Origin of the sequence: Novosphingopyxis sp., from assembly GCF_965218915.1 — a bacterium.
Taxonomy (GTDB): domain Bacteria; phylum Pseudomonadota; class Alphaproteobacteria; order Sphingomonadales; family Sphingomonadaceae; genus Novosphingopyxis.
In genome coordinates this window covers 1,394,505-1,416,011 of record NZ_OZ244708.1, presented here as the reverse complement: position 1 = coordinate 1,416,011, position 21,507 = coordinate 1,394,505, and the positions used below count along the sequence as shown (strand labels likewise).

The 21,507-nt window shown below is 64.6% G+C and carries 24 protein-coding genes; 9 read left to right on the top strand and 15 right to left on the bottom strand.

Annotation, left to right across the window (positions count from 1 at the left end):
* Window positions 1-146 precede the first annotated feature (146 nt).
* From ACOQPC_RS06515 to ACOQPC_RS06505, 3 genes are read right to left on the bottom strand one after another with little or no spacing between them, the layout of a single operon-like run.
* Window positions 147-854 (bottom strand): Gldg family protein, encoded by a 708-nt coding sequence (locus tag ACOQPC_RS06515; protein WP_420607826.1) that lies wholly within the window; start codon window positions 852-854, stop codon window positions 147-149.
* Window positions 855-913: 59 nt separating this feature from the next.
* Window positions 914-1,168: a hypothetical protein gene (locus tag ACOQPC_RS06510; protein ID WP_420607825.1), complete on the bottom strand. Its 255-nt coding sequence runs from the start codon at window positions 1,166-1,168 to the stop codon at window positions 914-916.
* Window positions 1,165-2,169 carry a cysteine synthase A gene (locus ACOQPC_RS06505; protein ID WP_420608088.1) on the bottom strand — a complete coding sequence of 335 codons (1,005 nt, stop codon included), beginning with the start codon at window positions 2,167-2,169 and terminating at the stop codon, window positions 1,165-1,167. Before ACOQPC_RS06505 ends, ACOQPC_RS06510 begins: the two co-directional genes overlap by 4 nt.
* 286 nt (window positions 2,170-2,455) lie before the next feature.
* Here ACOQPC_RS06505 and ACOQPC_RS06500 point away from each other — a divergent pair, with 286 nt between their 5' ends.
* Window positions 2,456-2,581, top strand: coding sequence for an entericidin A/B family lipoprotein (locus ACOQPC_RS06500; protein WP_420607824.1), 126 nt, complete (start codon window positions 2,456-2,458; stop codon window positions 2,579-2,581).
* A 26-nt stretch (window positions 2,582-2,607) separates the two neighbouring features.
* On the opposite strand, the gene tatC is transcribed toward ACOQPC_RS06500, so the two are convergent.
* From tatC to ACOQPC_RS06450, 10 genes are all read right to left on the bottom strand, one after another.
* A complete protein-coding gene (gene tatC / locus ACOQPC_RS06495) occupies window positions 2,608-3,390 on the bottom strand; it encodes a twin-arginine translocase subunit TatC (RefSeq protein WP_420607823.1) in 783 nt (260 codons plus the stop codon).
* Window positions 3,387-3,803: a Sec-independent protein translocase protein TatB gene (gene tatB / locus ACOQPC_RS06490; protein ID WP_420607822.1), complete on the bottom strand. Its 417-nt coding sequence runs from the start codon at window positions 3,801-3,803 to the stop codon at window positions 3,387-3,389. The genes tatC and tatB overlap by 4 nt, the downstream gene beginning before the upstream one ends.
* Window positions 3,804-3,826: 23 nt before the next feature.
* Complete coding sequence (gene tatA / locus ACOQPC_RS06485; RefSeq protein WP_420607821.1) at window positions 3,827-4,108, bottom strand: twin-arginine translocase TatA/TatE family subunit; 282 nt, start codon at window positions 4,106-4,108, stop codon at window positions 3,827-3,829.
* A gap of 30 nt (window positions 4,109-4,138) precedes the next feature.
* Window positions 4,139-4,774 carry an SMC-Scp complex subunit ScpB gene (gene scpB, locus ACOQPC_RS06480; protein ID WP_420607820.1) on the bottom strand — a complete coding sequence of 212 codons (636 nt, stop codon included), beginning with the start codon at window positions 4,772-4,774 and terminating at the stop codon, window positions 4,139-4,141.
* Window positions 4,771-5,550 (bottom strand): segregation and condensation protein A, encoded by a 780-nt coding sequence (locus tag ACOQPC_RS06475; protein ID WP_420607819.1) that lies wholly within the window; start codon window positions 5,548-5,550, stop codon window positions 4,771-4,773. The genes scpB and ACOQPC_RS06475 overlap by 4 nt, the downstream gene beginning before the upstream one ends.
* The gene (gene nagZ / locus ACOQPC_RS06470; protein WP_420607818.1) at window positions 5,547-6,554 is read right to left on the bottom strand and encodes a beta-N-acetylhexosaminidase; all 1,008 of its coding nucleotides are present in this window, start codon (window positions 6,552-6,554) and stop codon (window positions 5,547-5,549) included. Before nagZ ends, ACOQPC_RS06475 begins: the two co-directional genes overlap by 4 nt.
* A 281-nt stretch (window positions 6,555-6,835) precedes the next feature.
* Window positions 6,836-7,492: an SPOR domain-containing protein gene (locus ACOQPC_RS06465; RefSeq protein ID WP_420607817.1), complete on the bottom strand. Its 657-nt coding sequence runs from the start codon at window positions 7,490-7,492 to the stop codon at window positions 6,836-6,838.
* Between the two features lie 47 nt (window positions 7,493-7,539).
* Window positions 7,540-9,267, bottom strand: a complete 1,728-nt coding sequence (gene argS, locus ACOQPC_RS06460; protein WP_420607816.1) for an arginine--tRNA ligase — start codon at window positions 9,265-9,267, stop codon at window positions 7,540-7,542.
* A 36-nt stretch (window positions 9,268-9,303) separates the two neighbouring features.
* Window positions 9,304-10,776 (bottom strand): hypothetical protein, encoded by a 1,473-nt coding sequence (locus tag ACOQPC_RS06455; RefSeq protein ID WP_420607815.1) that lies wholly within the window; start codon window positions 10,774-10,776, stop codon window positions 9,304-9,306.
* Window positions 10,777-10,792: 16 nt separating this feature from the next.
* Window positions 10,793-11,437, bottom strand: a complete 645-nt coding sequence (locus tag ACOQPC_RS06450) for a hypothetical protein (protein ID WP_420607814.1) — start codon at window positions 11,435-11,437, stop codon at window positions 10,793-10,795.
* A 142-nt stretch (window positions 11,438-11,579) separates the two neighbouring features.
* Between ACOQPC_RS06450 and ispH the strand changes: the two genes are divergently transcribed.
* Genes ispH through rnhA form a run of 3 tightly spaced genes read left to right on the top strand, consistent with a single transcriptional unit; the run spans window position 11,580 to window position 14,018 of the window.
* Window positions 11,580-12,548 carry a 4-hydroxy-3-methylbut-2-enyl diphosphate reductase gene (gene ispH / locus ACOQPC_RS06445; RefSeq protein ID WP_420607813.1) on the top strand — a complete coding sequence of 323 codons (969 nt, stop codon included), beginning with the start codon at window positions 11,580-11,582 and terminating at the stop codon, window positions 12,546-12,548.
* 4 nt (window positions 12,549-12,552) lie between these two features.
* Window positions 12,553-13,554, top strand: coding sequence for a homoserine kinase (thrB, locus tag ACOQPC_RS06440; RefSeq protein ID WP_420607812.1), 1,002 nt, complete (start codon window positions 12,553-12,555; stop codon window positions 13,552-13,554).
* Window positions 13,551-14,018, top strand: coding sequence for a ribonuclease HI (gene rnhA / locus ACOQPC_RS06435; protein WP_420607811.1), 468 nt, complete (start codon window positions 13,551-13,553; stop codon window positions 14,016-14,018). Before thrB ends, rnhA begins: the two co-directional genes overlap by 4 nt.
* Window positions 14,019-14,326: 308 nt before the next feature.
* On the opposite strand, the gene ACOQPC_RS06430 is transcribed toward rnhA, so the two are convergent.
* The gene (locus ACOQPC_RS06430; RefSeq protein WP_420607810.1) at window positions 14,327-15,448 is read right to left on the bottom strand and encodes an NAD(P)/FAD-dependent oxidoreductase; all 1,122 of its coding nucleotides are present in this window, start codon (window positions 15,446-15,448) and stop codon (window positions 14,327-14,329) included.
* Window positions 15,445-16,380 (bottom strand): alpha/beta fold hydrolase, encoded by a 936-nt coding sequence (locus tag ACOQPC_RS06425; protein ID WP_420607809.1) that lies wholly within the window; start codon window positions 16,378-16,380, stop codon window positions 15,445-15,447. The genes ACOQPC_RS06430 and ACOQPC_RS06425 overlap by 4 nt, the downstream gene beginning before the upstream one ends.
* 31 nt (window positions 16,381-16,411) lie before the next feature.
* Here ACOQPC_RS06425 and ACOQPC_RS06420 point away from each other — a divergent pair, with 31 nt between their 5' ends.
* From ACOQPC_RS06420 to ACOQPC_RS06400, 5 genes are read left to right on the top strand one after another with little or no spacing between them, the layout of a single operon-like run.
* Window positions 16,412-16,885, top strand: coding sequence for an A24 family peptidase (locus tag ACOQPC_RS06420; protein ID WP_420607808.1), 474 nt, complete (start codon window positions 16,412-16,414; stop codon window positions 16,883-16,885).
* Window positions 16,886-16,932: 47 nt separating this feature from the next.
* Window positions 16,933-17,943, top strand: coding sequence for a Flp pilus assembly protein CpaB (cpaB, locus tag ACOQPC_RS06415; RefSeq protein WP_420607807.1), 1,011 nt, complete (start codon window positions 16,933-16,935; stop codon window positions 17,941-17,943).
* Window positions 17,944-17,947: 4 nt separating this feature from the next.
* On the top strand, window positions 17,948-19,546 hold the full coding sequence (locus ACOQPC_RS06410; protein WP_420607806.1) for a type II and III secretion system protein family protein: 1,599 nt from the start codon (window positions 17,948-17,950) through the stop codon (window positions 19,544-19,546).
* 29 nt (window positions 19,547-19,575) lie between these two features.
* Complete coding sequence (locus ACOQPC_RS06405) at window positions 19,576-20,181, top strand: CpaD family pilus assembly protein (RefSeq protein ID WP_420607805.1); 606 nt, start codon at window positions 19,576-19,578, stop codon at window positions 20,179-20,181.
* Window positions 20,181-21,458, top strand: coding sequence for a pilus assembly protein CpaE (locus ACOQPC_RS06400; protein ID WP_420607804.1), 1,278 nt, complete (start codon window positions 20,181-20,183; stop codon window positions 21,456-21,458). The genes ACOQPC_RS06405 and ACOQPC_RS06400 overlap by 1 nt, the downstream gene beginning before the upstream one ends.
* Window positions 21,459-21,507 lie beyond the last annotated feature (49 nt).

Here is a 21,507-nt window from a genome sequence, read left to right as displayed (position 1 = left end):
CCGTCACTCCGCTTCCAATTGCGTCATTGCGAGCCGCAGGCGAAGCAATTCAAAAGATAATATTTTCAAACTGAGACACTATCCTTTTGCGGAGACGCTAGCATCTCTCTCGGTTATCCCATATCGATCCGGAAATTAATCGAGCTTCATTTCGACAGTGTCGCCAGCATCGACTCGATCAGCTCGATGTTTGCTCGCCGATCGCCAGCCAGGCCGAGCGGTCCATCCCGCGACCAGAAGCGTTCGTGCAGCAAATCGGCATCGGCGAGCAGGATCGCCTGCCCCTCGCCAATGGTGCAACGGGCCACCATCCCCATTGCATGGCAATTGGCGGCGGGCGTATCGGCGCTTTGCAGGTTCACGAATGCGCCCGGTGTCACCGTTTCGATCGCCCGGCCGTCCACCGTCAGATCGACGCGCTTCGTCGACTGGTCCATCGGCTGCACCAGCTCGATCCCCCAATGCGTGAACAAGGGGGAGAGCAGCGAGGTAAACAACGGCCGCCGCGGATCGCCGATCTGGTAATCGCTCGGCCATCGCAGCGCCGGGTCCGCCAGTATGAGCGCCCGGCCGCCGCCGCGAAGCCAGTTATCGAGCGCGACCAGTTCGGTTGGTGCAAAGGCCCTGGGCTGGGCGAGCAGCAGGATGGCGCCGGGCTTTCCATCAAGTCGATTCAGATCGTCGAGCGACCGGATCGCAAACCGTTTCTCCAGCCGCCCATACACGACCGCAGGCGCGCCGCCGCCTTGCAACCGCTCCTTCATCGTCGTTTCGCCGAAGCGCAACGGCAGGCTCGTCATCAACAGCAGTTCAGGCTGGTCGGTATGCGCCACCGGCGGCGCGCACCCTGCCATCAGAAACGAGCTGGCCGAGAACATTGCCGCTGAGCGCAATCGCCACCTCATCGCGCGCGTCACTGCGCCTTGGGTGCTGGCGTTTCCTCGGGCGCCGGAACCGCACCGAGTTCGGCGAGCGGCTCCTTGGGAGTCTCGGCTTTGTCCGTCTCGGCGCCGCCAGGCAGGCCGGTATCCGCGATTTCCTCGGTCACGGGCACCTCGTTGCTCGCCCGATTGTTGGCGACGCTCGCGAGTCCCACGAGCAGCACCACCGCGAACAGGCCCAGACCGCCGATCTGCAGCCGCTGCATATTTTCCCGTCGTTGGGTCATGAAGCGTCCTCGCTTGCGATCTGCCACGGCATCGGCGACAGTCCCTTTGAACGCATCCAAACCGGGCTGTAGAGCGTCGATAGATAGCGAAAGCCGGTATCGCACAGGATCGTGGCGATGCGCTTGCCGGGGCCGAGCCGCTTGCCCAGCGCCACCGCGCCCGCGACATTGATTCCGGACGACAACCCGAGGCAAAGCCCTTCCTCGGCGAGCAGGCGGCGCACCCAGTCCACCCCCTCTTCGTCGGATATGCGGAATTGCGTGTCGATCGGCGCCCCTTCCAGATTGGCGGTGATGCGCCCCTGCCCGATCCCCTCGGCCACCGAACTGCCCTCGGACTTCAGTTCGCCATGCGCGTAATATTCGTAGAGTGCCGCGCCGTGCGGATCGCTGAGCGCGATGGTGACGCTCTCGTCCTTTTGCTTCAGCCCCATGCCGACTCCCGCGATGGTTCCGCCCGTGCCCGCGGCGCAGGTGAAACCGTCGATGCGCCCGTCCATCTGCGCCCAGATTTCCTCGGCGGTGGTCTCGATATGCGCGCGCCGATTGGCGATATTGTCGAACTGGTTCGCCCAGATCGCGTTTTCGGTCTCCTCGGCGATGCGGCGCGAGGTGTGGACGAAATGCCCGGGGTTCGAAAACGGCGCGGCCGGCACGGTAACCAGTTCGGCGCCCAGCGCGCGCAGCGTGTCCATCTTCTCCCGGCTCTGCGTTTCGGGCATGACGATGATCGTGCCATAACCCAGCGCATTGCCGACCAGCGCCAGGCCGATGCCGGTATTGCCCGCGGTCCCCTCGACGATCGTTCCGCCGGGCTTCAGCGCCCCGCGCCGCTCGGCATCGCGCACGATATAGAGCGCCGCCCGGTCCTTAACCGACGCGCCGGGGTTTGCGAATTCACATTTGCCGAAAATTTCGCACCCGCTTTCCCGGCTCGGCCCTTCCAGCTTCACGAGCGGCGTATTGCCGATAAGGTCGAGCGAGGGGGGCCGGGCGGTCATCATATCTGTTTAAGATCGCCAGCGCGGCGCGACAACCGTCATCGACCGTTGATCGACTGCCGTCCTAGACGAATATCCAAATATTTTCTTTTGGATAAACAAAGGCTTGTAACTTTTTTTCTTATTAATCGTCGAACGAGGAAACCCTTTTTCAAAAGGGCCGTTCTGATTTGCAGAGCAGCGGAACTCCCTCCCCCCTTTGCCGCTGCTTGGTATTAAGGCCCGGATGTGCTCCTCCCAACCCAGCCATCCGGGCCTCATTTTATTCAGAATTTGGAGGATAAACATGCGTAAATATGTTCTGATCGGCCTGGTAGCCGCCACCTTCCTCGTTTCGGCGTGCAACACCGTCAAGGGCGTGGGCCGGGATATAGAATCCGTGGGACAAGCCGGCGACGACGCGATCAACTGATCGCAGCGCCCGATTTCCCGGCACCATTATATAGGCGATCGAAGCTTTTCGGTCGCCTTTTCCTTTGCCTTTTTGCGGTCCGTCATCAGCATCAGGATCAGCGACACCTCATAGAGAAGCACCAGCGGCACGCCGAGCATGAACTGCGAGATGATGTCCGGCGGCGTCAGCACCGCGGCGACAAGAAAGCTGATCACCAGCATATAGCGACGAAAGCCGACCAGTTGCTCGCGGGTGACGATGCCCGCGCGGTGCAGCAGCAACAGCAGGATCGGCAACTGGAACGCCACGCCGAACGCGAGCACGAAGCGCATCACCAGATCGAGATAGTCGCCGACCGCGGGCAGGGCCTGCACGTCGAGCCCACCGGCCGTACCCGCGTAACCGAGGAAAAACTGGAAGGCGAGCGGCATCACCACGAAGTAGGCGAGCGACGCACCGGCGGTGAACAGAATCGGCGAGGCGAACAGGAACGGCAGAAAGGCGCGCTTTTCCTGCGCGTACAGACCCGGCGCGACGAACCGCCACAGCTGCAGCGCGATGACCGGAAAGGCGAGGAGGAAGGCAGTGAACAATGCCACCTTAATCTCCACGAAAAACGCCTCGTACAATTTGGTATAGATCAGCCTGCCCTGCCCCGGGGGGAAAGCTTCGGTCAGCGGGCGCACCAGCACCGCGAAAATATCCTCGGCGAAATAGGCGCCGATCGCAAAGGCCACGACCAGCGCGAGCAGGCATTTGATCAACCGGCTGCGCAGCTCGATCAGATGGTCGAGCAGCGGGGCCTTGCTGTCGTCGATCTCGCTCATGCCTTGCCGGCCTCGGGGCTCTGCTCGGACGGCTCGGCTGCGGCGCCGGGCACAGCCGCCGGTTCCTCGAGCGGTCCCTTCATCATCGGCGCGCTGTTATCGGCGGGAAGAGACGAACTCGGCTCGGCGGGCGGCGGCAGCGGGCGCATCTGCCCTTCGTCAGCGGTTAGCGCGCCTGCGGGATGCTCGCGCATGATCCGGGCATTCTCGTCGGCCCACTTCTTTTCCATGTCCTTGAGCTCGGCCTCGCGCACCATATCGTCGAAGCCCTCGCGCACCTGCCGCATCACGCCGCGGATCCGCGCGACCCAGCGGCCTGCGGTCATCATTGCCTCGGGCAGTTGCTTGGGTCCGATGGCGACGATCGCGATCACCGCGATGACCGCCATTTCGGAAATGCCGAGATCGAACATCGATGCTCCGCCGGCGCGGCCGGTCAGTTGGAATTATTGTCCCGGTCGTGCTCACGCTGATGTTCGCGATCGCGCTCGACTTCGCGGGTTGCATCGACGGGAGGCGGCGTGCCTTCGATCCGGCGCGGCGGCTCTGCCGCACGTTCACGCACGCGTTCGCGCTCCTGCTCTTCGTCGGTGATACCGTTTTTAAAGCTTTTGATGCCCTTGCCGACATCGCCCATCATTTCGGAGATGCGGCCGCGGCCGAACAGGATCAGCACCAGCGCGGCGACGATCAGAAGTTGCCAGATACTCGGTTGCATGAAGGGTCTCCGGTATAATGTACGTCCTATCTAGGCGTTGTCGGCGCCGCTTTCCAGCAGATCGTCGTTGCGCCGCTCCGAATCCTCTACGCCGTCCCGATCCGGATCGTCAAAATCGAGCGCATCGAACGCTTCATCGACGGGATCGAGCAGGCCCGCCGCCTTCAGTTCATCGATCCCGGGCAGGTCGCGGCGGCTCTCCAACCCGAAATAGACGAGAAATTCCGGCGTGGTGGCGTAGATCAGCGGGCGCCCCGGCACCTCGCGCCGCCCCGTCGGCCGCACCCAGCCCGCCTCCATCAGCACATCGAGCGTGCCCTTGCTGATCTGCACGCCGCGGATCGCCTCGATCTCGGCGCGGCTGACCGGCTCGTGATAGGCGATGATCGCCAGCGTCTCGACACCCGCGCGGCTGAGGCGCCGCAACTGCTTGCGCTCGCGCCTGAGCAGCCGCCCCAGATCGGGGGCGGTCTGGAACCGCCAAGCTTGGCCGCGCCGTACCAGCTCGATACCGCGCCCGACATAATGCGCTTCCAGCACGGCCAGTGCCGCCGGGATATCGATCGCATCGCCGACATAGGCGCGAATCTGCTCGGCCGTCATCGCATGCTCGGCGGCAAACAAGGTCGCTTCGACCGCGCGCAGCTCATCGGCGAGCCCGCTCATCGCCGCGCCTTCAGCATCAGCGGCGCGAAAATGCCATCCTGACCGAGCTCGACCTTGCCCTGCCGCGCCAGCTCAAGCGCCGCCACGAATCCCGACGCGAGCGATGACTTGCGCAGTTCCGGACTGTCCGACTTGGCGAGAAATCGCTCGATCCGCGTCCATTCGACGGCGTGCCCCATCATGCGCGACAGCCGGTCGATCGCCTCTTCCAGCGTCACGACCGCGCGGCGTTTGACGATGTGCAGCGCGGGCTCGCTACGCGCGCGAAGCTGGCCATAGCCGCTCACCAGCGTGAAATAATCGCAGTCCCATATGCGCTCATCGATCACCCGCAGCCCTTCGGGATCGCCGCGGGGAAAGACATCGCGCCCGTCGCGGTCGCGCGCCATCAGCCGCGCGCCCGCATCGCGCATCGCGTTGAGTCGTTCCAGGCGCAGCTGCAGCCGCAGCGCCAGCTCTTCAGGCGAAGGATCGGCCTGTTCGTCCCTGGGCAGCAGCAGCGCCGATTTGAGAAAGGCGAGCCAGGCGGCCATGACGAGATAATCGGCGGCAAGCTCCAGCTTCAGCGAGCGCGCATTCTCTACATAAACGAGATATTGCTCGGCCAGTTCGAGGATCGAAATCTGCCGCAGATCGACCTTTTGCCCACGCGCGAGCGAGAGCAGCAGATCAAGCGGCCCCTCCCAGCCGTCGATGTCGAGCGTCAGCTGTTCGGGCTCGCGCCCCGGGCGCCCCGGCGGCAGACCCTCGAAATCGTCATGGACGAGCGCGTTCACACCAGCGCCAGCAACTCGTCGCGCCTGGCGACCAGCTCTTCCGAATGCTCGGGGGGCGCGGCCGCGCCAAGGCTGACGCAGGCCGCTTCGAGCCGCCGCTTCGCCTCGGGTCCGATGGTCCCCAGCCGGTTGGCTATCCCGGCCATATCATCCATTTTCGCCCAGCAGTTGAGCGCGATGTCGCAGCCCGCCCTGACCGCCGCCTCGGCGCGCTGCGGAACGGTCCCGTCGAGCGCTTCCATGTCGAGATCGTCGCTGAAGAGCAGCCCGTCGAAACCGATCTTTCGCCGAATCACGTCTTCGATCACAACGGGTGAGAGCGTGGCGGGGCGGGTCGCATCCCAAGCGGTGAAAACGATATGCGCGGTCATCGCCATCGGCGCGTGTGACAATGTGCGGAACGGCTCGATGTCGCGCTCCAGCTGTTCGGCGCTCGCCTCCACCACGGGCAGCGATTTGTGACTGTCGACCGCCGCGCGTCCGTGTCCCGGGATATGCTTGACGATCCCCCCCACGCCCGCGCGGCCGAGACCGTCCAGCACCGCGCGGCCCAGGGCGGCCACCTGCATGGGTTCTTCGCCGAGCGCGCGGTCGCCGATCACGTCGCTCGCGCCGGGCTGGCGCACGTCGAGCAAGGGCAGGCAATCGATGGTGATGCCGACCTCGGCGAGCGAAGCGCCGAGCGCCTGCGCGTTGAGCCGCGCCGCCTCGATCCCGGCGATGGGCGACAGACGGTAAAGATCGGCGAAGCGCCGGCCAGCGGGAAATTCGGGCCAGACCGGGGGCTTCATCCGCTGCACACGGCCGCCTTCCTGATCAACCATGATCGGCAGGTCGCCCCGCCCGTGCAGCGCGCGCAGGCTATCGGTAAGCGCGCGGGTCTGCGCCTTGTCCGAAAAATTGCGCCCGAACAGGATATAGCCCGCCGGCTCGGCCTCGCGCAGAAAATCGCGTTCTGAGGGGATCAGTTCCAGCCCGGATATGCCGAATATGGCAGCGATCATCGATGCGCGTCCCAACCGAGTTCAGTTGAACGCGATCCTAGACTCCCGGCGATTCGCGAGCAAGCAAGCGGTGGAAAAGTCTGTGGATGGACGGGGGAAAGCTGTAGGATTTTTGTTGGCGGATAAATCTCAGTTCACATCGCTTCTTCCGTCATTGCGAGCCGCAGGCGAAGCAATCCAGAGCCATTGCAGCACTGTATCGCTTCGTCGCCTACGGCTCCTCGCAATGACGAAAGGGATCATATCAAAATCATCCCACCAGCGGTTTTACCGTCAGGCGCTCATTTGGCGATCAGGCAGCTGCCGCCGTCGCTCTTGATCCGCTGGCAGAGGCCGTCGGCGTTCGCCCGGTCGGACGAGACCGCGCTCAGCCGATAGACCGTGCGCCCCTCGACCTGCGCGGACACCACGCGATGGCGCATGTCCTTGAGATAGTCATATTGACCGATCAGCGTGGTCCATTGCCGTTCGGCGGCGGTTTCGCTGGCCAGCGCAGCCAATTGCACCAGCACACCCCCGCTTGCCGGAGCAACGGGCGCAGTTCCCTTCCCTGCGGCGGCGGGTGTCCTGGTCGATTTGGGCGGCGCCGCCGCCTTGGCCGGAACCACGTTACTTTCGCGCGACTTGCCTTCGCTCGCGGCGAAGGCGGCGTCGCCTTCACCTTCGAAGATCTTGCCTTGCGGATCCGCGGGGGCGACCTTGTAGTCGCCTTCCTGCGCGGCAATCAGATCGCCATTGCCCGCGCTGTCGTTCTCACCGCTTTGAAACGCATAAATACCGCCGATGACGAGCGCGATCACGACCAATCCGGCAAGCACCAGACCCACCACCTTGCCGGTGGAAGGACCATCGGACCGATCATACTCGTCCGCCGTCTCGAGCCAGGGCAGACTATCGTCATCACCCAAATCCAGATCGCGCCTAACATCGTCGCTCATTGCACTCGTCCCCTATTCGCGCACGGACCCTCTTGCGATCCGGTACGCTACATGCTTTCGGCGGCTTCAACCCCCATCAAAGCGAGCCCGTTGCGGATAATTTGCCCGATTTGCGCGGCAAGATAAAGCCTCGCTGCGGTGGCATCCGCATCCTGTGTCATAATGATGCGCTTATCGGGACGATCATTGCCGAGATTCCAGAACGCGTGAAACGCCGCTGCGAGGTCGCCGAGATAGAAGGCGATGCGGTGCGGTTCGCGCGCCGAAGCGGCGGATTCGACGATCCGGGGGAACTGCGCAGCGAGCCGGATCAGCGCGTTCTCTTCCTCGCCAAGCAGGGCGAGATGCGCGTCCGACGGTGTGACGCCCAGCTCCGCCTCGGCCTTGCGCAGCGTCGACCGGATGCGGGCATGGGCATATTGTACGTAGAACACCGGATTGTCCTTCGATGCCTCGACCACAGCCAGGAAATCGAAATCCATCTGCGCATCGGCCTTGCGGGTGAGCATGGTGAAGCGGACCGCATCCTTGCCGACCTCCTCGACCACCTCGGCCAGCGTCACGAACGAGCCCGAGCGCTTGGACATCTTGACCGGCGCGCCGCCGCGCAGCAGCTTGACCATCTGAACCAGCTTCACGTCGAACGGCGTCGCGCCGCCGGTCAGGGCCGCCACCGCCGCCCTGGTGCGCTTGACCGTGCCCGCATGGTCGGCGCCCCATATGTCGATCAATTCGTCCGAGGCCTCGATCTTCCGGAGATGATAGGCGGAATCGGAGGCGAAGTAGGTCCACTCTCCATTGGCCTTTTGCAACGGGCGGTCCTGATCGTCGCCGAACCGTGTCGAGCGGAACAGGAGCAGCTCGGTCGGCTCCCAATCCTCCACGACCTTGCCCTTGGGCGGTTCGAGCGTGCCGCGATAGACGAGGCCCTTTTCTTCCAGCGCCTGCAGCAAGCGGTCGACCGCGCCGCTCGCCTGGACCGCGGCTTCGGAGGCGAACACGTCGTGATGCACGCCCAGCAGGGCGAGGTCGGCGCGGATCAGCGCCATCATGTCCGTCACCGTCTCGCGGCCGAACAGCGCCAACCATTCGCTTTCCGGCGCGGCGGCAAAGCGACCGCCATAGTCGTCTGCCAGTCGCAGCGCGGTGGGAATCAGATAGTCGCCGGGATAGAGACCTTCGGGGACGGTACCGACATCCTCGCCCAGCGCCTCGCGGTAGCGCAAATGGACCGAGCGGGCGAGCGTATCGATCTGGCCGCCGGCATCGTTGATATAATATTCTCGCGTAACCTGATGCCCGGCGAACTCCAGCACACTGGCCAGCGCATCGCCGACCACGGCGCCGCGGCAATGGCCCATATGCATCGGGCCGGTGGGGTTGGCCGAGACATATTCGATATTGACCGACACGCCCTCGCCCATGTCCGAGCGCCCGTAATCGGCCCCCCGCGCCGCGATCTCGCGCAGTTCGGCCTGCCAGATCGCATCGTCGAGACGCAGGTTGAGAAAGCCCGGCCCGGCGATTTCGACCGAACGGACGTGATCGACCGCGCGCAGCTTTTCGGCAAGCTTCTCGGCCAGATCACGCGGATTCACGCCGGCGGGCTTCGCCAGCACCATCGCCGCGTTGCAGGCGAGATCGCCATGCGACGGATCGCGCGGAGGCTCGACCGTCATCCTGTCACGGGACAGACCGGCGGGCAGCACGTCCTCGGCAGTCAGCGCGTCGAGCGCCTCGCTCACGAGCGCGGAATAGGTCTGGTAGATCGTCATCGGGGTCAACTCGTTTGAAAGCGTCTGGCGAAAGCCTCAGACCGCCGCCTTGGCATCCCGGCGCAGCGAAAGCCAGATCAGCAGCGCGAAGATCGCCGCGATCCCACCATAGAGCGCAATCGCCGCCGTCCACGACCAGTCGAACCACTGGATCGGAACCGCGCGAATATTGCCGTCCATGAACCGGGCATAGATTTCCACCCGCAGCGTATCCGCCTCGCCGGCATAAGCGGTGACGTTGGCCGAGGCGATCATCAGGCCGATGAACGCGCTGACGGCGAACAGCGCCGCCGCCAGCAGCTTCCAAGCCGGGTGCCGCGCGATCGCCCAGAAACCGGTGAGCGCCAGCCCCAGAAACGCCATGGCCGGCATGGCGTGTCGTGGCCCGGTACTGTTGCCGCCGTCCCAATAGATATAAGCCGCGTTGAGCAGGAAATAGATGACCGCGCCGGCGATGCACAGCCATGCGGCGGAGCGCTGCTCCTCCCGCCGGGTCATCCAGACCAGGCCGACCGGCGCCAGCACCAGCAGCGGCGAGAGCCACAATATCCCGCGGCGCGCGCCGAACAGGATTTCCCACAGCACATCGGGCTTGGGATAGGTCAGGCCCATCACGCCCTGATCCATGCCCTCGAACCCGACCACGCCCTCATAGCCGACGCGCAAGATCGTATCGAACGCCACCAGATTGTAGATCGCCAACGGCGCCAGCGCGATCAGCCCCGCGACCACGCCCACCGCCAGCAGCCGCAGCCGCAACGCGGCCGACAGCTGCCGAGTCGCCCACAAACCGTAGACCAGCATGGCGAACACGGCGAACACCGCCTGATGCTCGACCACCAGCGCCCAGCCGAGCGCGAAAGCGGCAAGCGCCGCCGCCCCATCGACGCTCCGGTCACGCGGCGATTCGTCCAGCTCGGGCGATACCGCGATGTAACGCAATCCCGCCAAGCCGATCAGAAGCAGCGCGCCGACGCTGGCATGGCCGAAGATCGTCGTCGCCCAGCCCCAAGTCGGAGTAGCGAACGCATAGGCCAGCGCACCGAACAGCGCCGCGCCGCGGTTGCCGGTGAGCGACAGCCCGGTCCAGAACAGGGCCACGGTGCCGAGCGCCACCAACAGCGCGGAGGACATGAACGCGGCGAGCCAGGTCCTCAGGATCATATATTTGTTGAAGCCGATGTCCCCCTGACTGGGAGGAAAATAGATCGACTGCTCGCCGGTGAGCTTGTCGGCGATCCACACCGCGGGCATCGCCATGATCGTCATGCCCGGCGCCTTGTCGGTGTAATAATGATCGCCGAACCGGGCGTGGTCCATCGACAGATGCTGGAACTGGTCGATCGTCGCATCGCCCTCCTCGACCAGCGAAATCGCGGCGAACAGGCGCGTGGTATTGTTCGGATTGAACGCCCAGGAGCCGAAATAGCCGCAGCTCAGCCAGACGAACGCGAACAGGAGCAGTGCCGTGCGCCCGCCCGTTGGCCAGACTTTTCCCCCACCGGTCACCGCAAAAGCCGCAGCTCTAGCGCGTCACGTTGTAGCGCAGCTGATCTTCGGTCAGCTGAAAGCCGACGAAATGCTCGAACGTCGCCCGCGCGATGGCGGCGCGCACATCGGGCTGGGCGAGCGGATCGAGCGCGGCGTCGGCATCGCCCGCCTTGCGCGGCCGGGTGATGCGCCGCCGAATATCCTCGGGCAGGTTGGCCGCGGCGGCATCGACATAGGCCGTCGCGCTGGCGCGGGTCGAAGCGCGTTCCTGGCCGGCTGCGAAGCGGAGCGTCACTTCGCCGACCCGCTTGGCGACCACCGCGCTGCCGCCCTGCGTCACCACCGAGAAATAGGGCAGACTCACCTCCCGCGCCGCGCGTGTGTCGTAACGGCGCGCCTGCACGTCGAAATCGACCTGACTGAAGATTTTAGCGCCGCTGTCGTTGCAGCTGCCGCGCACCTCGGTAATATTCGCGACCACGTCCAGATCCGAGAAATTCTGCGCCCCGCCGGCGCGAAAAATGGTGATGTCGCCCAGCCCCTCCGGCACGCCGACGATCGGACAGCCCGAACGCACGACATTGACGCCCACGCCGCTCGACAGATCGAGGTCGCCTTGTTTGGAACAGCCACCCAGAACGAAGGCGAGGCCGGTAGCGACGAAGAGGAATTTTTTCAAGGATCGGTCCTTTCATAGCGGCGCGCAACAGGATTCGCGCCACTCCGGGGTTCACGATCCCATATCCCGCCAATATATGGGGTGCAACCGTGCTGGCCGACTGGCCGGCCGAACCCCGTGCGATCATTCGAGGACGCCTGCCATGACGATATCTCCCGAACGCCTGCCGCCCCGACTGCCCCTGCGCCTGCTCGTCGCCGCGCCGCGCGGCTTTTGCGCCGGGGTGGACCGCGCGATCACGATCGTCGAACGCGCGCTCGAAATATACGGCAAGCCGGTCTATGTCCGCCACGAAATCGTCCACAACAAATATGTCGTCGACGCATTGAAGGAAAAGGGCGCGGTCTTCGTGGAAACGCTCGACGATGTCCCCGACGACGTGCCGGTGGTGTTTTCCGCGCACGGCGTTCCGAAGGCGGTTCCGGACAAGGCCGCGGAGCGCGGTCTCGATTATATCGACGCGACCTGCCCGCTGGTGTCCAAGGTGCACCGCCAGGCCGAGCGGCAGGTTCAGTCCGGGCGGCACATCGTCTTCATCGGCCACAAGGGTCATCCGGAGGTGATCGGCACGTTCGGCCAGGTGCCGGAAGGCAATATGACCCTGGTGGAGACCAAGGAGGACGCCGAGCAACTGTCGCCCCGCGATCCCGCCAACCTCGCCTTTCTCACCCAGACGACCTTGTCGGTCGACGATACCAAGGCGATCATCGCCGTGCTCGAGCGACGCTTTCCTTCGATCATCGGCCCGCGCGGCGAGGATATCTGCTACGCGACATCGAACCGCCAGGAAGCGGTCAAGGCGATCGCCGCGGCCTGCGACCTGATGCTGGTAATCGGCGCGCCGAACAGCTCCAACTCGCTGCGGCTGGTCGAAGTGGCCGAGCGCGAAGGCATCGACGCCAAATTGGTGCAACGTGGCGGCGATATCGATTTCGCCTGGTTGGAAGGGGTCGGCACGCTCGGCCTCACCGCCGGGGCCTCTGCGCCGGAACTGCTGGTGCGCGAAGTGGTCGACCGGCTTGCGGAGCGCTTCGACGTCGAGGAACAGGTGATCGAAAGCGTCAAGGAGCGGATGGTCTTCAAACTGCCGCGGAGCCTCGAGGCGGCCTGACGCCTTGGCCGTCTACACCCATGTGTCGCCGGACGATCTGGCCGCGCTGCTGGCGCGCTACGACGTCGGCGCCCCGCGCGCCTGCAAGGGCATCGCGGAAGGGGTGGAGAACAGCAATTTCCTGGTCGAGACGAGCAAGGATCGGTTCATCCTGACGCTCTATGAAAACCGCGTCGACGCAGGCGACCTGCCCTTTTTCATCGATCTGGTCGGCCATCTGGCCGCTGCCGATTTGCCGGTCCCGGCGTTTATTCCCGATCGCGAGGGCCGTTTCGTGCAGCCGGTCGCGGGGCGCCCCGCCGCTCTGATCGCCTTTTTGAACGGTATTTCGCCGGATCGTCCCGATGCGGCACAGGCCGCCGCCATCGGCAAGGCACTGGCGAGAATGCACGCGGCTCTGGCCGATTTCGAAGGGTCGCGACCCAACAGCATGAACCGCCGGGCCTGGCGCGTACTGGCAGAGCGCTGCGATGCCGCCGATCTCAATGCAATCCGGCCAGGCCTGGCCAAACGGATCGATGAGGAGCTCGATCTTGCCGATCGGTCATGGCCCGATACGCTACCGCACGCGCCGATTCATGCCGATTTGTTTCCCGACAATGTCCTGATGCTGGACGGCGAGGTTACCGGGATCATCGATTTCTACTTCGCCTGCCGCGATATTCGCGTTTATGATCTGGCCGTCACCCACGCCGCATGGTGCTTCGCGCCCGATGGCATGGGCTTCGACGAAACCGTCTCCGAGGCCCTGATTACGGCCTATCGCACGGGTTTCGGACTGACCGGCGAGGAACAGACGGCGCTGCCGATGCTGGCGCGCGGCGCGTGTTTGCGCTTCCTACTCACCCGCGCCCATGACTGGATCGCCACGCCGCCGGACGCGCTCGTGACGCGCAAAGACCCCCTTGCGTTCCTGCGTCGGCTGGACTTTTATCGCGCGATCATGGACGGCGAAGCGGTCGATCCCTTCGCCGCGAACAATTTTTCAGGAGATCGATCGACATGAAGACGGTCGAGATTTTTACCGACGGCGCCTGCAAGGGCAATCCCGGCCCCGGTGGCTGGGGTGCGGTCATGCGCTTCAAGGGCCGTGAAAAGGAGCTCTCCGGCGGCGAGGCGGATACGACCAACAATCGCATGGAACTGACCGCGGCGATCGAGGCGCTCAAGCTGCTGATCGAGCCCTGTCAGGTCGTCGTCACCACCGACAGCAAATATGTGCTCGACGGTATCACCCGCTGGGTGATCGGCTGGCAGAAGAACGGGTGGAAGAACAGCCAGAAGAAGCCGGTGCGCAACGAGGATCTGTGGCGCGCGCTGCTCGATGCGTGTGAAACCCACCAGATCGAATGGGTTTGGGTGAAAGGCCATGACGGCCATGCCGACAACGAACGGGCCGACCGGTTGGCGAGCGACGCCGCGAACGAAGCGGCCGGACCGCCCAAGCCCGATTACGACGCGCTGGATTGAGCGGCCGGGGACGAGTTGATCTTCAAGAAAGATATGCGGGAACGAAATTTCTCATTCGAAGGAATATATGACGATTTGATCCAACACTACCTATCCTTTCCCGCCCGAGCGGGAGGAGGCGATGGAAGCTGCAAGTTGAAACCGAGGCACTGACGATAGCTGAAAAGGCTGTCATATGCAGAATGTTTCTGCTATGTTCCGGTTTACGATGTTCGAAACCAAGCCGGTCCTCCACTATATCACCGCACCGCTCGTCGCTCACAACTCACGGTTCGACCCAATTCCCCGGATACGCATTGTCACCTCTGTCACCTTTCGTTTTGCGCTCCGCCGTGACGATGAAAGCGGTTAGGCGCATAGAGCCGCGGATCGACTCCGGGGGGCAGTTCGGCATCGGGTCCTGGCAGGATCAGGCCCGCCGCCAGCGCCGCCGCCGCAGGCGCGGTCTGGATGCCGAAGCCGCCCTGCCCCGCGAACCAGAAAAACGCGGGCGCATCGGGCGCGAAACCGATGACCGGAAGCCGGTCCGGCGCGAAGCTCCTGAGACCCGCCCAGCGGTGCTCGACCGCCGCGACGCGCCAATCGACCACCGTGCCCAACCGCTGGATCGCGCGTGCGATATCCATTTCCTCCGGTGCCGCATCGCCCGGCGGTGCGAGGGTTTCGTCATGCGGGCTGAGCCAGAGCCGCCCGCCCGGCTCGGGCTTGAAGTAGAAGCTCCCATCGAGCCCCAGCACCAGTGGCAGATCGGCGGGCGCGTCAGGGATTATCCGCAGCTGTGCAATACTGCGGCGATAGGGCCGAATCTCGCAAGGGCGCACCGAACTGCGCAGCGCCACCTCGTCCGCCCAGGCACCGGCCGCATTGATCAGCAAAGCAGCCTCGAACGAACCGGCGGGGGTCTCGATCCACCAACGGCCACGCGACCACTTCGCCTCGAGCAAAGCGGCGCGGCACTGCAGCGCCGCCGCGGCCGCCCTGGCCTGCCTCAAATAGGAGGCGTGGAGGGCGGCGACGTCGATATCGTGGCAATCGGGCTCCCATACGCCCTCGCTCCAGCCGGGGCGGATGCCGGGCACGCGGCGCTCCAGATCCGCGCGATCGAGCCGCGTCAGCCGCACACCGCTGCCGGCGAATTGGCCGACAAAACGGTCCACCGAACCGCCGTCCGCGGCCTCCGCCAGATGCAGCGCGCCGCGCGGTTTCAGAAACCCCCCTTCCGAAAGCGCTTCGAACGACGCGCTGGTGAGCGGCTGGATGCCGGGTCCGCCATAGCTTTCGGTCCAGAACGCCGCCGACCGCCCGGTGCTGTGATAGCCGGGCCGGTCTTCCGCCTCGAGCAGCAGCACCGAGCGGTGCGGCGCCAGCGCGGCGGCGAGGCTGGCCCCGGCAATCCCGGCGCCGACGATCGCGACGTCGTATCGACTCACTTCAGCCGTCGCTCCAGGAAATCGTCGATCGCCGCGATCACCTGGCCGCGCACCGGATCGGCTTCGCGCAGGAGCTCGTGCGCGGCTTCATCGCCGAACAGCTTCAACTCGGCGTCGGGAAGCCGCGCGGCGTCGGCGACGATGCGTTTGGTATCGACCAGCTGGTCGGCGGTGGTGGCGAGGATCAGGATCGGCGTGTCGATCGCTTCGAGCATACCCGGCCGTTCGAGCCGCCGCGTGGAAGCCATCGCGCGCTCGACCCAGCCCCAGCTGGCCGGACCCATTTTCAGCTCGGGGCGCAACTCCCACCAGCCCGGCTCGTCGTCGTAGCGCGCCTTGTCATGGGTCAAGAGCTTGTGGCGCAGCGTGGCCGACGCGCCCGGCTTCTCACTCACCTTCCACGCCGCGCGCGTCGGATCGCCCATGCGGTTCATAAGCCAGGCATAGGCATGGCCGATCCAGCTCGGCACGCCGCCGGCACGAATGCCCAGCATCGGCGCGCTCAGGATCGCCGCGTCGGGATCGACCGCGCGTTCGGCCAGTGCGCGCAGCGCCAGATGGCCGCCCATGCTGTGGCCGATCAGCACATGCGGCGCGCTCGTTTCGGCCTTCCAGCGCTTCCAGAAACCGGCGAGATCGGCGATCCAGGTCGCGAAATCGTCGACATGACCGATATGGGCTTCGTCCGAAAAGCGCCCCGACCCGCCCTGCCCGCGCCAGTCGCTCGCAGTAACGCTCCAGCCGTCCGCCCAGAATCCGTGCAGGGTCTCGAGATATTTCTCATAGATGTCGCCGCGCCCAGGCAGGAACAGGATCGAGCCCTTGGGGCTATCCGCGCGCCAGTCGATCCGGCGGATGTCCCAGCCATCGGCAGCTTGCCAGCGGCTTTCCACGGCGGCGTCGGGGATGGCTCTGCGATCGATGGTTACCATTTGGCAAGCAGTGCTGGTTAATGCGTGGGAAATGACAGGGGAAGTCTTCGCTTACGGTCTGCTCGCAGCCTTGGCAATCGCGCTGCTGGTGACGATCGTCACCGACATCCGCGATCGCAAGATCTACAACAAGATCGTGCTGCCGATCGCCGTGGGCGCGCCACTATGGTGGATCGCCACCGGTCAGCAGCTGTGGCCGGACATGGTCGTCCATCTGATCGCGGCCATATTGGTGTTCCTCCTGTTCTCCGTCTTTTTCTATCTGCGCGTAATGGGCGGCGGCGACGTGAAATTGTTCACCGCGCTGGCTTTGTGGTTCGACTGGGTGATCACCACCCGCATGCTGCTCTACGCGACATTGCTGGGCGTGGCGGTGACCGCAATTTTCTGGTTCGAACATCGTCTGCGCGAGCGGCCGGGCCAGGCACGCATACCCTATGGAGTCGCCATCGCGATGGCCGGTCTGATCATATGCGGTGAACGATATTTTAACCAGTTTGGCTGATGGGTCCAAGCTGACCGAAAGGGGCCTTCAGGGAGACACTAGGCGTCATGGACAAGAGAAAACTGATTTTGCTCGTCGGCGCGCTGTTCGTTGCAGCCATCGCCGCGTTCATGGCACGAAGCCTTTTCATGGGATCGGCGGCGCCGGAAACGCAGGCGGCCGCGCAGCCGACCGGACCCAAGGTGCTCGTCGCCACCCGCGCCATGCCGGTCGGCACGATCATCACCGCCGACAGTTTTCGTTATCAGCCCTGGCCCGCGGAGATGGTGACCGAGGCTTATTTCGTCGAAGGTGCCGAGGGCGGTGTGGATATCAGCTCGCTGCCGGGCACCGTGGTTCGCCATGCGATTACCGCCGGCGAACCGATCACCCAGGGCGCGCTGGTTTCGCCCGGCGACCGCGGGTTCCTCGCCGCGGCGCTCGGCCCCGGCATGCGGGCGGTCACGGTCCCCGTGTCCGGCCTGACCGGAGTCGCTGGCTTCATCTTTCCCGGCGACCGCGTGGACCTCGTCCTGACGCAGAATGTCGACGGCGTGGCGGTCGAGAATTCGACCAACAAGCCGCTCAAGGTGTCCGAGACGATCATCCGGAACCTGCGCGTGCTCGCCACCGATCAGCGCACCGAACCGACCGTCGACGAAAACGGCAAGACCATCGCGACCGGTTATCAGCTGGTAACGCTCGAGGCGACGCCGCGCATCGCGGAAAAGGTCACGGTGGCCCAGACCATCGGCACGATCAGCCTGTCGTTGCGCTCGCTCGCCGACAGTTCCGCCGATCTGGAGGAAGCGATCGCGTCCGGCTCGATCAAGGTACCGGCCACCAACGATCCGGAGGAAGAGGAGCGCGTGCTTCGCAGCCTCGCCCAGCGGCCGATCGACGGCAAGTCGAGCTATTCGACCGGTGGCGACGTGTCGCGCTTCCAGCGCCGCAGCATCCCGCCGCAGACCGCGCCGGAGAAGAAAGAGATCGAGAAAGAGGCCGAGGAGGCCAAGGGCCCGGTCGTCAATGTCGCTCGCGGCAACAGCTCCACCACCGTCACGTTCGAGCGGAGATAAGCAGATGATCACGTTTCTTCGCATGGGATCCGGCTCGGCGCTGCTCGCGCTCGCCGCGGCCGCCATCGCCGCGCCGGCCTTGCTGGCTTCGGCCCCAGCCGCCGCCCAGCAAACCGACCGGCCGACCCGAACGGTCACGCTTTCGGTGGGACGCGGCGAGCAGGTGAACCTGCCCTCCAGCATTACCGACGTTTTCGTCGCCGATCCGAGCATCGCCGACGTGCAGGTCACCAACCCGCGCCAGCTCTATCTGTTCGGCAAGGCGACTGGCGAAACCACATTTTACGCCACCAATGCCGCGGGCAAGACCGTCTACAGCGCCATCATCCGTACCGGCCGCAACATCGAGACGATCGATCAGATGCTTCAGCTGGCGATGCCGGAGGCGACGCTCCAGACCAACAGTCTGAACGGCGTGACGCTGCTCACCGGCACCGTCGCCAATCCCGAGGATGCGGCCGAGGCCGAGCGCCTCGTCCAGGCGTTCGTCGGCGACACCAGCCAGGTCGTCAGCCGCATCCGCACCAAGACGCCGCTGCAGGTCAATCTGCGCGTGCGCATCGCCGAAGTCAGCCGTTCGCTCGCCAAGCAGATCAACGGCAACCTCGCCACCCGCGATACCAGTGGCGGCTTCCTGTTCGGCGTGACGCGTGGACGCGATTTCGTCGATATCGGCGACTCCTCGACAGCGGGCCTCCCCGTGCTGGATGCCTCTTCGCAATTCGGCCTTCCGGCGGGCAGCATCAGCCTGCCCTTCGATCCATCGACCGGCAGGTTCGTGACCGGCGGGGGCACCAATTACAATTTCAAGATCCCGAGCGGCACCAATGTGCTCCAGGCGGCGGGCCGGTTGTTCGGCCTCGACGTCGCCGCCGCGCTCGACCTGTCGGAAACGGCAGGATTGATCTCCACCCTCGCCGAGCCGAACCTCACCACGGTTTCGGGGGAAACCGCCGAGTTTCTTGCCGGCGGCGAGTTTCCGATCCCGATCAGCAACGGCCTCGGATCGACCAGCGTGGAATTCCGCAACTACGGCGTCCAGCTCCAGTATACGCCGACGGTGCTCGCCAACGGCCGCATCTCGCTGCGCGTCCGCCCGGAAGTGTCCGACATTTCCAGCGTCGGCGCCGTGCGCTTCGGCGGCACCGAGATACCCGCGATCATCACCCGGCGTGCGGAAACGACGGTCGAACTGGGTTCGGGCCAAAGCTTCATGATCGCGGGCCTTCTCAGCAACAGCTCGACCAGTTCGGTTGAAAAGCTGCCGGGCGCAGGCGACATTCCGATCCTCGGCAATCTGTTCAAATCGAATGGCTGGCGGCGCAACGAGACCGAATTGATGATCATCGTCACGCCCTATCTCGTCGAGCCGGTCTCCGATCACGAGATCGTGCTGCCCACCGATGGCTATCAGAGCCCGAACGACGCGCAGCGTCTGCTGCTCAACCGGCAATCCGATGGCGTCAGCGGCGCCACCCGCCCGATGCCGACGATCGCACCCGAGGCGCCGGCCGGTCCGGTCGTCGGAGACTCCGCGCCGCCATCATCGGCGCGAGCCGGCAACGATGACTCCGGCGCCGCACCCGGCTTCAGCTTCGAATGATTTCGGACAGGCAAAAAGGCTTTTACCACATGCACATCATGCCCAAGCTCACCATCGCCGCGCTCGGTCTGTCGCTCGCCGCCTGCAGCGGAAATCACATCAATCGCACGGTGTATTCGGTCCATCAGCCGGTGGTCACGCGCGCCAATTACGCAATCGACCTCAACGCCGGGGGCGGATTGGCCCCCGCCGAACGCCAACGTCTCGGTGAATGGATGACCTCGCTCGGCGCCGGCTATGGCGACCGCGTGGCGATCGATTACGGATCGGGCTATGGCGATGCATCGACCGAGGCCGCGGTGGCCGACGTCGCGGCGGACTTTGACGTGCAGGTGGCGCAAACGGCTCCGGTGACGGCCGGCGCCGTGGTGCCCGGCACCGTCCGCGTCGTGCTTACCCGCTCGACCGCGAGCGTTCCCTCCTGCCCCGACTGGAGCAAGAAGAGCGAGGCCAATTATGACGGCGGCAATCACAGCAATTATGGCTGCGCCACCAACAGCAACCTCGCCGCGATGATCGCGGACCCCGAGGATTTGGTTCGCGGGCAGGACGATCATGGCCATGACAGTTCGCGGGCCGTCCGCCCCGTCGAGGCCTGGCGCAATGGCAATGCCGGCAGCTCGGGAGGAAACTGATGAACGCACCTTGGAAAGCCGGTGGGGGCGCGCGCGATGCGTTCGCTGCCTTCGTCTGCGATGACAACACTTATGATATCGTCCGCTCGGTCTGCGAAGATATGGGCTGGGCACCGGAAAAGGTGAACAAGGGCGGATTGCGCAACGCGATCCAGTCGTTGTCTGTTTCGGCCAGCCCCAATATCCTGCTGGTCGACCTGTCCGAATCGGGTGATCCGCTCAACGATATCAACGGCCTCGCCGAGGTATGCGAACCCGGTACGGTGGTAATCGCCGTGGGTCAGATCAACGATGTGCGGCTCTATCGCGATCTGATGGTCAGCGGCCTGCACGATTATCTGCTGAAGCCGTTCAGCCCGGATGCGATGCGCGATTCGATCACGCAGGCACAGACCATGCTGAACGCGCCCAAGGCCGAGGATGACGGCGCCGCGCACAGCCACATCTCGACCGCGATCATCGGCACGCGCGGCGGCGTGGGTGCATCGACCATCGCCACTTCGCTCGCCTGGTTGCTGAGCGACCGAATCGGGCGGCTTACCGCTCTCCTGGATCTTGACGTACATTTCGGCACCGGCGCGCTATCGCTCGATCTCGAGCCGGGCCGCGGCCTGACCGACGCGATCGACAATCCCAGCCGCATCGACGGTCTGTTCATCGAGCGCGCCATGATCAAGGCGAACGACAAGCTGTCGCTGCTTTCGGCCGAAGCGCCGATCAGCAATCCGATCATGACCGACGGCACCGCCTTTTTCCAGCTGCAGGAAGAATTTCGGGGCGCATTCGAGGCGACGATCATCGATCTGCCACGGAGCATGCTGATAAACTATCCGCATCTGGTGCATGACGTACAGGTCAATGTCGTGGTCACCGAGCTTACACTTGCGGCAGCGCGCGACACCATCAGGCTGCTCGCCTGGCTAAAATCCAATGCGCCGCAGAGCCGCCTGATCCTGGTCGCCAACAAGGTGCATAGCTCGGCGCTGGAAATCAGCAAAAAGGACTTTGAATCCTCGGTCGAACACAAGATCGACTTCATCGTGCCGTCCGATCCCAAAGCTGCCGCGCAGGCCTCCAAGCTTGGCAAGCCGATCGTCGAGGCGGTCCGTGCCAGCAAGGCGTCGAGCGCGATCAAGGGAATCGCCGATCATTTGGTCGGTCAGGCCCAGGAACTCGATCAGGCCGAAGCGGAACCTGTGAAGGGTAAAAAGCAAAAGGGCGCGAGCAAGAGCGGCTTCTCGTTCGCCTCGCTGCTGCCATCGAAGACCAAGGCCTGAGCCAATTCGGGTGCGGTTCCGGTCGCGCCCATCGAACGCAACCTAGCGG

Excerpts from the sequence above, each read along its gene's own strand:
- ACOQPC_RS06420 (WP_420607808.1), top strand. The coding sequence starts at position 16,412 with ATGACAGGGGAAGTCTTCGCTTACGGTCTGCTCGCAGCCTTGGCAATC.
- nagZ (WP_420607818.1), bottom strand. The coding sequence starts at position 6,554 with ATGATCGCTGCCATATTCGGCATATCCGGGCTGGAACTGATCCCCTCA.
- tatC (WP_420607823.1), bottom strand. The coding sequence starts at position 3,390 with ATGAGCGAGATCGACGACAGCAAGGCCCCGCTGCTCGACCATCTGATC.
- tatB (WP_420607822.1), bottom strand. The coding sequence starts at position 3,803 with ATGTTCGATCTCGGCATTTCCGAAATGGCGGTCATCGCGGTGATCGCG.
- argS (WP_420607816.1), bottom strand. The coding sequence starts at position 9,267 with ATGACGATCTACCAGACCTATTCCGCGCTCGTGAGCGAGGCGCTCGAC.
- scpB (WP_420607820.1), bottom strand. The coding sequence starts at position 4,774 with ATGAGCGGGCTCGCCGATGAGCTGCGCGCGGTCGAAGCGACCTTGTTT.
- ACOQPC_RS06425 (WP_420607809.1), bottom strand. The coding sequence starts at position 16,380 with ATGGTAACCATCGATCGCAGAGCCATCCCCGACGCCGCCGTGGAAAGC.
- rnhA (WP_420607811.1), top strand. The coding sequence starts at position 13,551 with ATGAAGACGGTCGAGATTTTTACCGACGGCGCCTGCAAGGGCAATCCC.
- ACOQPC_RS06400 (WP_420607804.1), top strand. The coding sequence starts at position 20,181 with ATGAACGCACCTTGGAAAGCCGGTGGGGGCGCGCGCGATGCGTTCGCT.
- ACOQPC_RS06510 (WP_420607825.1), bottom strand. The coding sequence starts at position 1,168 with ATGACCCAACGACGGGAAAATATGCAGCGGCTGCAGATCGGCGGTCTG.
- ACOQPC_RS06505 (WP_420608088.1), bottom strand. The coding sequence starts at position 2,169 with ATGACCGCCCGGCCCCCCTCGCTCGACCTTATCGGCAATACGCCGCTC.
- ACOQPC_RS06405 (WP_420607805.1), top strand. The coding sequence starts at position 19,576 with ATGCACATCATGCCCAAGCTCACCATCGCCGCGCTCGGTCTGTCGCTC.
- cpaB (WP_420607807.1), top strand. The coding sequence starts at position 16,933 with ATGGACAAGAGAAAACTGATTTTGCTCGTCGGCGCGCTGTTCGTTGCA.
- ACOQPC_RS06515 (WP_420607826.1), bottom strand. The coding sequence starts at position 854 with ATGGCAGGGTGCGCGCCGCCGGTGGCGCATACCGACCAGCCTGAACTG.
- ACOQPC_RS06465 (WP_420607817.1), bottom strand. The coding sequence starts at position 7,492 with ATGAGCGACGATGTTAGGCGCGATCTGGATTTGGGTGATGACGATAGT.
- ACOQPC_RS06500 (WP_420607824.1), top strand. The coding sequence starts at position 2,456 with ATGCGTAAATATGTTCTGATCGGCCTGGTAGCCGCCACCTTCCTCGTT.
- tatA (WP_420607821.1), bottom strand. The coding sequence starts at position 4,108 with ATGCAACCGAGTATCTGGCAACTTCTGATCGTCGCCGCGCTGGTGCTG.
- ispH (WP_420607813.1), top strand. The coding sequence starts at position 11,580 with ATGACGATATCTCCCGAACGCCTGCCGCCCCGACTGCCCCTGCGCCTG.
- ACOQPC_RS06410 (WP_420607806.1), top strand. The coding sequence starts at position 17,948 with ATGATCACGTTTCTTCGCATGGGATCCGGCTCGGCGCTGCTCGCGCTC.